Origin of the sequence: Nocardioides taihuensis (assembly GCF_042657275.1) — a bacterium.
In the GTDB taxonomy this organism is placed as follows: domain Bacteria; phylum Actinomycetota; class Actinomycetes; order Propionibacteriales; family Nocardioidaceae; genus Nocardioides; species Nocardioides taihuensis.
In genome coordinates, this window is the sequence record NZ_JBHSKD010000018.1 from 50,411 (window position 1) to 61,929 (window position 11,519).

General features: G+C 74.3%; 10 protein-coding genes. 5 read left to right on the forward strand and 5 right to left on the reverse strand.

Annotated elements, in window-relative coordinates:
* Positions 1-78: 78 nt before the first annotated feature.
* Both ACFPGP_RS14150 and ACFPGP_RS14155 read right to left on the reverse strand, forming a co-directional pair.
* Positions 79-711 (reverse strand): nucleoside/nucleotide kinase family protein, encoded by a 633-nt coding sequence (locus ACFPGP_RS14150; protein ID WP_378591185.1) that lies wholly within the window; start codon positions 709-711, stop codon positions 79-81.
* A 2-nt stretch (positions 712-713) separates the two neighbouring features.
* A complete protein-coding gene (locus ACFPGP_RS14155) occupies positions 714-3,191 on the reverse strand; it encodes a GcvT family protein (RefSeq protein WP_378591187.1) in 2,478 nt (825 codons plus the stop codon).
* A 132-nt stretch (positions 3,192-3,323) separates the two neighbouring features.
* On the opposite strand from ACFPGP_RS14155, the gene ACFPGP_RS14160 reads away from it, so the two are divergent.
* From ACFPGP_RS14160 to hflX, 3 genes are read left to right on the forward strand one after another with little or no spacing between them, the layout of a single operon-like run.
* Positions 3,324-4,484, forward strand: a complete 1,161-nt coding sequence (locus ACFPGP_RS14160; protein WP_378591189.1) for a type III PLP-dependent enzyme — start codon at positions 3,324-3,326, stop codon at positions 4,482-4,484.
* On the forward strand, positions 4,481-5,710 hold the full coding sequence (locus tag ACFPGP_RS14165) for an MFS transporter (RefSeq protein ID WP_378591191.1): 1,230 nt from the start codon (positions 4,481-4,483) through the stop codon (positions 5,708-5,710). The genes ACFPGP_RS14160 and ACFPGP_RS14165 overlap by 4 nt, the downstream gene beginning before the upstream one ends.
* Complete coding sequence (gene hflX / locus ACFPGP_RS14170; protein ID WP_378591193.1) at positions 5,707-7,248, forward strand: GTPase HflX; 1,542 nt, start codon at positions 5,707-5,709, stop codon at positions 7,246-7,248. The genes ACFPGP_RS14165 and hflX overlap by 4 nt, the downstream gene beginning before the upstream one ends.
* Before the next feature lie 194 nt (positions 7,249-7,442).
* On the opposite strand, the gene ACFPGP_RS14175 is transcribed toward hflX, so the two are convergent.
* Positions 7,443-8,117: a hypothetical protein gene (locus tag ACFPGP_RS14175; protein WP_378591195.1), complete on the reverse strand. Its 675-nt coding sequence runs from the start codon at positions 8,115-8,117 to the stop codon at positions 7,443-7,445.
* 147 nt (positions 8,118-8,264) lie between these two features.
* Between ACFPGP_RS14175 and ACFPGP_RS14180 the strand changes: the two genes are divergently transcribed.
* On the forward strand, positions 8,265-9,374 hold the full coding sequence (locus tag ACFPGP_RS14180) for a sensor histidine kinase (protein ID WP_378591197.1): 1,110 nt from the start codon (positions 8,265-8,267) through the stop codon (positions 9,372-9,374).
* The gene (locus ACFPGP_RS14185) at positions 9,371-10,024 is read left to right on the forward strand and encodes a response regulator (protein ID WP_378591199.1); all 654 of its coding nucleotides are present in this window, start codon (positions 9,371-9,373) and stop codon (positions 10,022-10,024) included. Before ACFPGP_RS14180 ends, ACFPGP_RS14185 begins: the two co-directional genes overlap by 4 nt.
* Positions 10,025-10,033: 9 nt before the next feature.
* Here ACFPGP_RS14185 and ACFPGP_RS14190 read toward each other — a convergent pair whose 3' ends face one another.
* Both ACFPGP_RS14190 and ACFPGP_RS14195 read right to left on the reverse strand, forming a co-directional pair.
* Positions 10,034-10,612: a hypothetical protein gene (locus tag ACFPGP_RS14190; protein ID WP_378591201.1), complete on the reverse strand. Its 579-nt coding sequence runs from the start codon at positions 10,610-10,612 to the stop codon at positions 10,034-10,036.
* A complete protein-coding gene (locus tag ACFPGP_RS14195) occupies positions 10,609-11,511 on the reverse strand; it encodes a hypothetical protein (protein WP_378591203.1) in 903 nt (300 codons plus the stop codon). The genes ACFPGP_RS14190 and ACFPGP_RS14195 overlap by 4 nt, the downstream gene beginning before the upstream one ends.
* Between the last annotated feature and the right edge of the window lie 8 nt (positions 11,512-11,519).

The window sequence follows — 11,519 nt, forward strand, 5'->3', positions numbered from 1 at the left end:
GGGAGGAGGTCGCGGCAGGCGGAGGGAGGCGGGGGAGCTGGCCACCGCGTAGTCGACCAGCCCGGGCGCCGGGCAGCCTCAGGGCGCGGACAGGTCGAGCACGACGTCCGCGCGGTCGGCCGCGGCGGTGACCAGGGCCGCGTTGGGCTCGTCGACGCGGGTGACCCAGGCCTCGGCCTCGGCCGGGGACTTGCCGAAGGCGACGTGGCGGGCGAGCAGGCGCGCGCGGCGTAGGTCCTCGTCGAGGCGCAGGTGCCAGACGGCGTCGAGCTGGGCCCGCACCGCGCGCCACTCCGGGGAGTCGAGCAGCAGGTAGTTGCCCTCGGTGACGACCAGGCCGACGTCGGGCGGCACCGCGATCGCCCCGGCCAACGGCTGCTCGAGGTCACGCTCGAAGGCGGGTGCCAGCACGTCGTGGTCGGGCTGCGCCCGCAGGCGGGCGAGGAGCGCGGCGTACCCCCAGGCGTCGAAGGTCTCCGGCGCGCCCTTGCGGTCCCGCAGCCCGCGCCGCTCGAGCTCGACGTCGGCGAGGTGGAAGCCGTCCATGGGGACGTGGCCGGCCCCGTACGACGTGGCGAGGTGCGCGGCGAGGGTCGACTTGCCGGCGCCCGGGGCGCCGGTGACACCGATCAGGAACCGGCCGGACCCGGCGGCCGGCAGGAGGTCGGCGACCTCGTGCCAGTCCGGCGAGACGGCGACCGCACGAGGCACGCTCAGGCCTTGACCCGCTCGGACGTCGGGTCGTACATCGGCCGCAACGACACCTCGACCGGGTGCCGGGTGCCGGCGACGTCGACCTCCCACGTGCCGGCGCGCAGCCAGTCGGGAGTCACGGGCACGCCACCGCCGGAGACCATGGCCAGGCCGACGGCGCCGCCCAGCGTCCAGCCGTACGACGCGGCCCGCACGTAGCCGACGAGCTCGCCGTCGCGGTAGACGGTCTCTGCGTGGTAGAGCAGCGGCTCGGGATCGAGCACCCGCAGCTGCACCAGCCGCTGGCCCATCCCGCCCGCCGCCGCGTTGGCCTCCTTGCGCGCGAGCACCGCCTCGCGCCCGACGAAGCCGCCCGGCTTGTCGAGCGCCAGCGCGAAGCCGAGGCCGGCCTCGAGCGGGCAGTCGGTGTTGTCGATGTCGTGGCCGAAGTCGCGGTAGGCCTTCTCCATCCGCAGCGACGCGAGCGCCTTGAGGCCGACCGGCCGGATGCCGTGCGGCGCCCCGGCCGCGAGCAGGGCGTCGTACACGTGGAGGGCGTGGTCGGCCGGCACGTAGAGCTCGTAGCCGAGCTCGCCGAGGTAGGTGATCCGCACGCACAGCACCTCGGCGCCGGCCACGTCGATCCACCGGGCGGCGCGGAAGGGGAACGCCTCGTTCGACACGTCGGCCCCGGTGACCGCGGCCAGCACCTCGCGCGACAGCGGCCCCTGCACGTTGAGCTGGGCGTGGTCGGCGGTCACGTCGGTCACCGTCACGTCGCTGGCGTGGGCGGTGACGTAGCGGTCGAGCCAGGCCAGCGCGTGGCCGTGCGCGGTGTCGGAGACGACCACCCAGAAGTCGTCGTCGCCGAGCTTGGTGACCGTCAGGTCGCCCTCGATGCGGCCGTCGTCGTCGAGCCACTGGGTGTAGGTGATCATGCCGGTCTCGGCGGTGACCGCGCCGGCCGAGACCCGGTCGAGCACCTCGGCGGCGTCGGAGCCCTGCACCCGCAGCTTGGCCATGAAGCTCATGTCCATGAGGCCGACGCCCTCGCGGACGGCGTGGTGCTCGGCCTTCCACTCCTCGAACCACGGCGCCTGGCCCCACGTCGGCTCGGCGACCGGGTGGACGCCGTCGCCGGCGAACCAGTCCGCGACCTCCCACCCGGAGACCTCGCGCAGGTAGCCGCCGTGCCCGACCAGCCGGTCGTGCACCGGGGAGAGGAGCCGGTTGCGGGCGGTGCGCAGCTGCTTGCCGGGCGTGTGCGCGGCGTACACGGTGCCGAGGATCTCGGTGGTCCGCGCGGCGCGGTAGTCGTCGTCGGCCTGCCACGGCCGGAACCGGTCGACGTTGAAGCCCGTGACGTCGACGTCGGGCCGGCCGGTCGTGATCCAGTGCGCCATCACGCGGCCGAGGCCGCCGGCGGAGAGCACGCCGACGGAGTTCATGCCGGCGGCCACGAAGTAGTTGCGGATGCCGGGTGCCTGGCCCACCGCCGGCGCCAGGTCGGGGGTGAACGACTCGGGGCCGCAGAAGAAGGTGCGGACGCCGACCTCGAGGGTGACCGGCACGCGCGCCATCGCCTTCTCGAGGAACGGGCTCATCCGGTCCCAGTCGGGCGGGATCTTGCCGAAGGAGAAGTCGCGCGGGACGCCCTCGACCTTCCACGGCGCGGCCTTCGGCTCGAAGAGCCCGACCATCATGCCGCCGCCCTCCTCGCGGTAGTAGCCGTAGGAGGCGGGGTCCTCGAAGATCGGGGCGTTCGGGTCCATGCCCTCGATCTCGTCGGTGATCAGGTAGTAGTGCTCGGCCGACTGGTTGGGGATCACCAGGCCGTTGCGGGCCCCGAGCTCGCGGGCCCACATGCCCGCGCAGTTCACGACGTGCTCGGCCTCGACGGTCTCGCCGGTCGAGGTGCGGACGCCGGTCACCGCACCGCCCTCGGTGAGCACGTCCTCGACGCTCACCCCCTCGACGACGCGTACGCCGAGCCGGCGGGCGCCCTTGGCCAGCGCGGTCGTCAGGTCGACCGGGTTGACCCGGCCGTCGCCGGGCACGTGGAAGCCCGCGACCAGGTCGTCGGTCCTCGCCCAGGGGAACAGGTCGGACATCTCGCGCGGCGAGATCTCCTCGACCTCGAGGCCGAGGTGGCGCTGGAAGGTGGCGACGCGCCGGTACTCCTCGAGCCGGTCGTGGTCGGCGGCCGCCTCGATCAGCCCGACCGGCTTGAAGCCGGTGGCCTGGCCGGTCTCCTCCTCCAGCTGCGCGTAGAGCTCGCGGGAGTAGAGGCGGATCTTCGTCGAGGTCTCGGAGAACGAGCCGAAGCAGGTCATCAGCCCGGCCGCGTGCCACGTCGTGCCCGAGGTGAGGCGGTCGCGCTCGAGCAGGACGACGTCGGTCCAGCCCGCGTGGGCGAGGTGGTAGGCGATCGAGCAGCCGATCACGCCGCCGCCGACGATGACGACGCGGGCTCGGTCGGGCAGGGCAGGAGGAGTCACCGGCCCAACCTACTGCTCGCTGACCCGCGAGTCAGGAGGGCCGGAGGGTTCCGCTCCCACGTGGTGGCGGGCGTATCAGGCGGCCCGCGCTGGTCTCTGCCCCTGCATATGCACGCAACCGGGGGAGACCGCATGTCCACGACCGTTCCTGTCCGTCCGCCCGTCCCCGAGCTGCGCACCGCCGGCTCCGTCCTGCCCGCGGCCCGCCCGCAGACGCCGTTCCTGCGCCTCGACCTCGACGTCGCCGTCGCGCGCTACCGCCGGCTCGCGGCCGCGCTCCCGGGGACGGCGGTCCACTACGCGGTGAAGGCCAACCCGGACCCGGGGCTGCTCGCCCGCCTGCACGCGGCCGGGAGCCGGTTCGACGTGGCCAGCCCCGCGGAGGTCCTCGCCGCGCTGGCGGCCGGTGCCGCGCCCGGCGACCTCGTCTACTCCAACCCGGTCAAGCGGCGCACCGACATCGAGCTCGCTCACCTCCACGGCGTGCGGCTGTTCGTCGTCGACACCTTGGAGGAGACCGACAAGGTCGCCGCGGCCGCGCCGGGCTCCGCCGTGCTCTGCCGCCTGGTGACCCCCGGCGAGGGCTCCGACTGGCCGCTGTCGCGCAAGTACGGCTGCTCGACCGCCCAGGCCGTCGACGTGCTGACCCACGCCCTGACCCTTGGCCTCGACGCAGCCGGGGTCTCCTTCCACGTCGGGTCGCAGCAGCGCGACCCCGGGGCGTGGGCGGCGCCGATCGCGGCGAGCGCCCGGGTCTTCGACCAGGTCCGCGCGCGGGGCGGCCGGCCGCACCTGCTCGACCTGGGGGGCGGCTTCCCGGCCCGGCTCGTGGGCGGCTGCCCACCGCCCGAGGAGTACGGCGCCACGATCGGCCGTCTGCTCGACCAGCACTTCGGGGCCCGACGCCCGGACACCCTCGTCGAGCCCGGCCGCGGCGTCGTCGCCGAGGCGGGGGTGCTCACCACCGAGGTGATCGGCGTGGTGCGCCGGGGCGAGGTGCGCTGGGTGTTCCTCGACGCCGGCGTCTTCACCGGTCTGGTGGAGACGCTCGAGGAGGCCATCCGCTACCCGCTGGAGACCGACCGCGACGGCGGTCCGACCGGCCCGTGCGTGGTGGCCGGCCCGACCTGCGACAGCGCCGACGTGCTCTACCAGGACACGATGGTCGACCTCCCGCTCGACCTCGCCGAGGGCGACCGCGTGCGGCTGCTCGGCGCGGGCGCCTACACCAGCTGCTACTCGACGGTCGGCTTCAACGGGTTCCCGCCGCTGGTGACCCATGTGGTCCCGTGAGCGCGCCCGCCGTCCGCCGCCACCTCGCGTCGTACGCCCTGGCCTCGGTGGCGCTGTCGCTGCCCTGGCCGCTGCTGCTCCTCCTGACCTGGGAGCGGTACGGCGACGCACCGCACGGCGCCCTCGTCGTCGGGGCGGTCGGTGCCGCGCGGATGGTGCCCTACGTGCTGCTGTCGTGGCTCGTGGGCTCGCTCGGCGACCGGGTCCGGCGCGAGCGGCTGCTGGCCGCGACGCTGGTGCTCCGGCTCGCGTGCCTCGCCGTCGTCGCACTCGGCGTCGCGTCGGGGCACCTGCTGGCGGCGGTCGTCGCGGCCGCACTGGCGATCGCCTGCGGGACGCCGGCCTACCCGGCCGTGGCCGCCGCGATGCCGCAGCTCGCCGGAGCGGGGAGCCGCCGCGCCACCGAGGCCCTGGTGACGACCGAGGTCGCCGCCTGGGTGGTCGGCCCGGCGCTCGGCGGCCTGATGCTGACGCCGTGGGGCCGGCCGTGGGCCCCGACGCTTGCCGTCGCGCTGACGCTGCTGGCGATCGCGGCCGCCTGGGGCGTGCCGCTGCCCGGGCCCGCGACCGACCGGCGAACCCGCGAGGCCGTGACCGGCATGGTCCGCACGGTGCGGACCACCCCCGTCGTGGTCGCGGCGCTCGCCTGTGGTGGGCTCGTGAACGTGGTGGTGACCGCGACCGCCGTCCTGCTGCTGCCGTTGACCCAGCACGCGTGGGGCCAGTCGGCCTCCGGGTTCGGGGTGGCCACCGCCTGCCTGGGCTTCGGGGCGCTCGGGGCGCCGCTGCTGTGGTGGGTCCGGGGACCGGCCGGGTCCCGCGGCCGCTGGGGGCTGGCGCTGCTCGGCGCCCTGCTGGCGTGGGTGGCGCTCTCGCCGCTGCCAGCCGCGGCGCTGCCGGTCCTGGCGGTGGTGGGCGCCCTCGCGGTGATGGTCGAGTGCGCGGTCACCGAGACGCTCCAGGCCGAGGTCCCCGACGAGCACCGAGCCGGTGTGCTCGGCGTGGCCGACACCGTGATGGTCGCGGGGGCGATGGTGGGGTCGTTCGTGGCGCCGCTGCTGGCCGCCCGGCTCGGCTCGCGGGGAGCACTCCTGGTCGCCGGAGCGGGCTGCCTGGTCGTGCTGCTGCCGGTCGTGCTGCGCTCCGTGGCGCGCCGCCGCGTGGAGCTGGCGGACGAAACGAGTTCGCACCCGCGACAGGCCCGACCTACTCTTGAGCGCGTATGACGAACGCACCTGACTTCAACCTCGACGCCGAGCTCGCCGCGACCCGTGCCTGGGAGGCGGCCGACGACCTCGACGAGTTCGTCGACCCCGATGACCTCGACGACACCGACGCCGACTCGCCGGACGACTTCGTCTCGGGGTACGCCGACCAGCCCGACCCCGAGGAGCTCACCACCGGTGAGCTCGACCTCGCCGAGCGCCACGAGCTGCGCCGGGTCGCCGGCCTGCGCACCGACCTCGAGGACATCACCGAGGTCGAGTACCGCCAGCTCCGACTCGAGCGGGTGGTGCTGGTCGGCGTGTGGACGTCGGCGGCCGTCTCGGACGCCGAGAACTCGATGGCCGAGCTCGCGCTGCTCGCCGAGACCGCCGGCTCGGAGGTGCTCGACGCGATCTACCAGCGGCGGCAGAAGCCCGACCCCGCGACGTACATCGGGCGCGGCAAGGTCGACGGCCTGCGCGAGATCGTGCAGGCCACCGGCGCGGACACCGTGATCTGCGACGGCGAGCTCGCGCCCAGCCAGCTGCGCAACCTCGAGGACCGGCTCAAGGTCAAGGTCGTCGACCGGACCGCGCTGATCCTGGACATCTTCGCCCAGCACGCGAAGTCCAAGGAGGGCCAGGCGCAGGTCGAGCTGGCGCAGCTGAGCTACATGAAGCAGCGCCTGCGCGGCTGGGGCGGCAACCTGTCCCGCCAGGCCGGTGGCCGGGTCGGCGCGGACGGTGGCGGCATCGGTGGCCGCGGCCCCGGTGAGACCAAGATCGAGACCGACCGGCGCCGGATCAACACCAAGATCGCCAAGCTCCGCCGCGAGCTGCGCGAGATGAAGGGCACCCGCGACACCAAGCGCCAGGAGCGCCGTCGCCACCGGATCCCGAGCGTCTCGATCGCGGGCTACACCAACGCCGGCAAGTCCTCGCTGCTCAACCGGCTCACCGGCGCGGGCGTGCTGGTCGAGGACGCGCTCTTCGCCACCCTCGACCCGACCACCCGCCGCACCCAGACCACCGACGGCCGCATCTACACGATGAGCGACACCGTCGGCTTCGTGCGCCACCTGCCCCACCAGCTCGTCGAGGCGTTCCGCTCGACGCTCGAGGAGGTCGCCGACAGCGACCTGATCCTCCACGTCGTCGACGGCTCCCACCCGGACCCCGAGGGCCAGATCGCCGCGGTGCGCGAGGTGTTCGCCGAGATCGGCGCCGACCAGGTGCCCGAGCTGGTCGTGATCAACAAGGCCGACCTCGCCGACCCGATGGTGATCGCACGGCTCAAGCAGCGCGAGCCCCACTGCGTCGTGGTCAGCGCCCGCACCGGCGAGGGCATCGCCGACGCGCTCGCCGTCGTCGAGGGCGAGCTGCCACGGCCCAAGGTCGAGTTCAGCGCGCTGCTGCCCTACGAGCGCGGCGACCTCATCAACCGCCTCCACCAGCACGGCGAGATCGCCTCGCTCGAGCACACCGCCGACGGGACCCTCGTCACCGGCCGCGCGAACGAGGACCTCGCCGGCGAGCTCGCGGCGTACGCCACCACCTGACGCCCGCGACGGATCCGGAGCCCGGCCGTGTTGCGTTGTGACGCGCCCTGCGCCACATCCCGTCGCTGGGTCGAGCTCGTTGTGGCACACCGTGTGTCATTTCCGCGGACGGGCTCCCATGGGAACTGACACACCTTGTGTCACTACGGCGGACGTGGCCTTCCGGGACCGACGCACCCCGCGACCTCGATGCGTCAGGCGGCGACCGGCGTCGTCTGGAGCTCCGGCTCCTGCTCGGCCAGCGCCACCCGGCGGCCGAGGATCCCGAACGCGAACGCGATCGGCAGCACCACGTTGCCCAGGGACGTGATCGCCGTGATCACGAGCACGAGCGGGAAGGTGAACGCGAGCAGCCAGGCCGGCAGCCGCAGGCCGCGCCGGAGCAGCACGATGCCGAGGAAGCTCGAGCCCAGCATCGTGAGGAGCATGATCGGCACCGAGGCGAGGAAGACGACCTCGAGGAGCCCGTCGTTCATCGCCCCCCACTGGGCCCAGTACTCCGCGGCCACCGCCACGCAGGCGAGCGTGTAGCCGGTCAGCGCCACCCGCCACGCCCACTTCTCCACACCGACCGGCTGCCGCCGGCGTCGTACGACGAACGCGCACAGCGTGAAGGCCACGAAGACCGGCAGCCAGAGCTTGCCGTAGGTCAGGTAGACCGCGTCGGGCGAGGCCCAGTCGAGCAGGGGCCGCAGCGCGTCGCCGGCAGGCTCCGCCCAGAACGCGGTGAGTGGCAGGTCGAGGTCGGCCTTGCCGTCCTCGGTCTGGTGCCGCGCGAGCGCGTGCAGCTGCCCCACGACCAGGGCCACCCACGCCATCACCCACGCCAGGCGGCCGATCCGCCGCTGTGCTTCCCTCGACTCGAACATCGGTTCCTCCTGGTCCGCGGGGCCCTGCCGGCTCCGTCGGTACGACGCTAGGAACCCGCGGCCCCCGCGTCGTCGGCCCGGGGGTGGCACTGCTTCTCCACCCCTGGTACGACGCCACCGGGGCTGCGACAGCCGTAGCCTCGTCCCGTGGAGACCCGCCTCTCGCGCTCCGACGTGCTCGTGCCCGCGGGCCTGTTCGCCCTCGGCGCGCTCGAGCTGTCGCAGCTGCGTGTCGACGGCTGGGCCGTGGGGATCGTGATCGAGGCGGTCGCCGCGCTCCTGCTGGTCTGGCGGCGGAGGGTCACCCTGCTCGCCTGCTCGGCGGCCGGGCTGGTGCTGATGGTGATGCCCTGGGTAGGGCCGGCCATGGACGAGCCGGCCACGCCGATCCTCTTCGTCTTCCTGATCTGCTACTCGCTCGGGCGCTGGATCGAGGACCTGCGTGGGCTGGTCGGCATCGGGATCCTGCTCGCGATGACCCTGGTCAACTACGTCGGGGTGGATGCGCGTGACCACGACATCACCGACGTGGTGTTCGTGGCTGCGCTGTCGCTGCCGCCGTGGTTCTTCGGCCGGATGATGCGGCGTCTCGCCGTCCAGTCCGAGCAGCTGGCGCGCCAGGCGGAGCTGCTGCGCGAGGAGGCCGTGCGCGCCGAGCGCGACCGGATCGCCCGGGAGCTGCACGACGTCATCGCCCACTCGCTGAGCGCGATGGTGGTGCAGACGGCGGCTGCCGAGGACCTCGTGCGCACCGACCCCGACCGGGCCGCCGGCCTCCTGGCGAGCGTCGCGGCCACCGGCCGCGAGGCGCTGACCGAGACCGGCCGCCTGCTGCACCTGATCCGCGACGACGCCGACGAGCTCGGCCTGCGCCCCGCGCCCGGGCTCCGCGAGGTGCCGCGGCTGGTCGAGGAGTTCCGGGCCGGCGGGCTCGACGTCGCCGCCGCGCTCGACCTGCCCGACGGGCCGGTGCCCGCGGCGGTCGACGTCTCGTCGTACCGCGTGGTGCAGGAGGCGCTCACCAACGCGCTCAAGTACGCCGACGGGCCGGTCGACCTGCGGATCGACAGCTCCGCCGGCGAGCTGCGGATCACCTGCGCCAACCGTGCCGGCGCGGCGCGGGCGGACGGCGCGGGGCTGGGGCTGCAGGGGATGGCCGAGCGCGTGGCGGTGCTCGGCGGCACGCTCCGGCACGGGCTCAGCGACCGGGCCTTCTCCCTCGACGTGGCGATCCCGCTGGGGGAGGCCGCACCGTGACCCGGGTGGTGGTCGCCGACGACCAGGAGCTGGTGCGCTCGGGGCTGCAACTGGTGCTGGAGGCCCGCGGCTGCGAGGTGGTCGGGGTCGCCGGCGACGGGCGCGAGGCCGTCGCGGTGGTGACCGCGACCGAGCCCGACGTCGTGCTCATGGACATCCGGATGCCTGAGCTCGACGGCATCGCCGCCACCCGCGAGCTCACCGCGGCCGGTTCGCCGAGCCGGGTGCTGGTGCTCACGACGTACGACCTCGACCGCTACGTGTACGACGCGCTGGCGGCCGGTGCCGCCGGCTTCCTGCTCAAGGCGACGCCGCCCGACCGCCTGGTCGAGGGGATCCGCACGGTGTGCGCGGGGGAGTCGCTGCTCTCGCCGGTGCTGACGCAGCGGCTCATCGAGTCCTACCTCCGCCACCCCCCGGCCGACGGCGCCGTCGCGGTGGTCGAGACCCTCACCGGTCGTGAGCGGCAGGTGCTGGTGCTGGTCGCGCGCGGCCTCTCCAACGACCAGATCGCCGCCGAGCTGGTCGTGGCGGAGTCGACGGTGAAGACCCACGTCAACCGGCTGCTGGCCAAGCTCGGCCTGACCACCCGGGTGCAGGCCGTGGTGCTCGCGTGGGAGCTCGGGCTGGTCCGGCGCGAGCCTGCCTGACGGCCCGGGTCAGGCGGGGCGCAGCGTCGCCACGCAGGCCAGCAGCCCGCCGCCCGCGACGCAGAGCCAGAAGGTGCGGACGCCGGCGGTCAGCCCGTCGACCGGGTAGGGGGAGGACCACCCGAGCAGCGAGCCCACGACCAGGGGCGCGAACACCGCCAGCACGACCAGGGCGGCAACGAGGGACCCCGGCGCCGACCGGTCGAGCCGCGAGGCCACGCCGGCGGTGCCGACCGCGGCGAGCACGAGGGCGGCGCCCATGAGCCACCAGCCGTCGCGCTGCACCGGCACGTCACCGGGCCGGAGCAGCACGATCGCCGACCACACGGTCAGCGGCACGAGCGCGGCACCGCAGCGGACCGCCAGCCGCCAGCGGGCTCGGGGCGTGACGGTGGTGACCGGGGCCGCGTCCTCGTCGAAGACGAACGCCCCGCCGGCCGCGCAGCACCCGAGCACGGCGGGGAGCAGGCCCGCGGTGGTCGAGGGCCAGCGGGCGATGGCCGCGGCGATCACGACGGCGGCCGCGCAGCACCCGAGGAGGGCGACCCACGGGACCGCCCTCCTCAGGTACCACCACGGGGCGCTCATGCGCCCTCGTCGACCTTCCACGGGACCGGGTCGGAGGTCTGGTTGTGGTCGGGGCCGGTGGTCATCGCGAGGCCCAGGGAGCACAGGCCGACGAGGGTGACCGCGATGATCGCGTTGCGCAGCCGGGGCGTCCGTGCCGTGGTGTCGCGCCAGACGGCGACCAGCCAGGCGGCGGCACACAGGCAGAGCTGGTAGCCGAGGTAGAACGCCGGGTTGCCCTGGAGCAGGGTGGCGGTACCGTCCGGGTTCGTGCCGGTGTGGAACGACGCCCACGGGACGAACAGCCGCACCCACGAGTGCGGGCCCTCGCCGGCGACGCCCTGCAGCACCATCTCGAAGGCCGCGAGGCCGACGATGACCACCGCGGTGGCCCCGGGGAAGTGCAGCCACCGGCCGGAGACCACGCCGAGCAACGCACCGCCGAGGCACGAGACCGGGCCGAGCCCCACGACCAGGCACCACACCTGCCAGTCCGGCATGGTGGCGAACCACCACTCCTGCGGCGTGGTGTCCTGCTGGGCGATCAGCGCGAGGTAGACCACGCACCACACGACCCCGGCCGCGAACGGCACCAGGCAGGCCAGCGCCAGCGCCGTCGTACGCCGGGCCTGGCTGCCGGGGGCGGTGCCCACGGCCTCTTCCGCCGACTCTGTGGAGCGGGCGAGGCGCGCCGTCGCGACCAGGCTGGAGAGCCCGATGAAGAAGGCGCCGATGACGAGGCCACTGAGCAGGTCGGTGACCGCGGGGTTGTCGTTGAGGCCGAACGACAGACCGAGCGCGAGGAAGGCGAGCACCACGCCGATGACGAAGGCGGGGTGGCGGGCCAGCCGGCGCGCCTCGATGCCGGCCATGGCGCGGACGTCCGCGGACCCGGACGTGGGCAGGTCGAGACTGGTCATGGTGACTC

Bases quoted from the DNA above. Each gene is read 5' to 3' on its own strand.
- ACFPGP_RS14160 (WP_378591189.1), top strand. From the start codon at position 3,324: ATGTCCACGACCGTTCCTGTCCGTCCGCCCGTCCCCGAGCTGCGCACC.
- hflX (WP_378591193.1), top strand. From the start codon at position 5,707: ATGACGAACGCACCTGACTTCAACCTCGACGCCGAGCTCGCCGCGACC.
- ACFPGP_RS14175 (WP_378591195.1), bottom strand. From the start codon at position 8,117: ATGTTCGAGTCGAGGGAAGCACAGCGGCGGATCGGCCGCCTGGCGTGG.
- ACFPGP_RS14190 (WP_378591201.1), bottom strand. From the start codon at position 10,612: ATGAGCGCCCCGTGGTGGTACCTGAGGAGGGCGGTCCCGTGGGTCGCC.
- ACFPGP_RS14195 (WP_378591203.1), bottom strand. From the start codon at position 11,511: ATGACCAGTCTCGACCTGCCCACGTCCGGGTCCGCGGACGTCCGCGCC.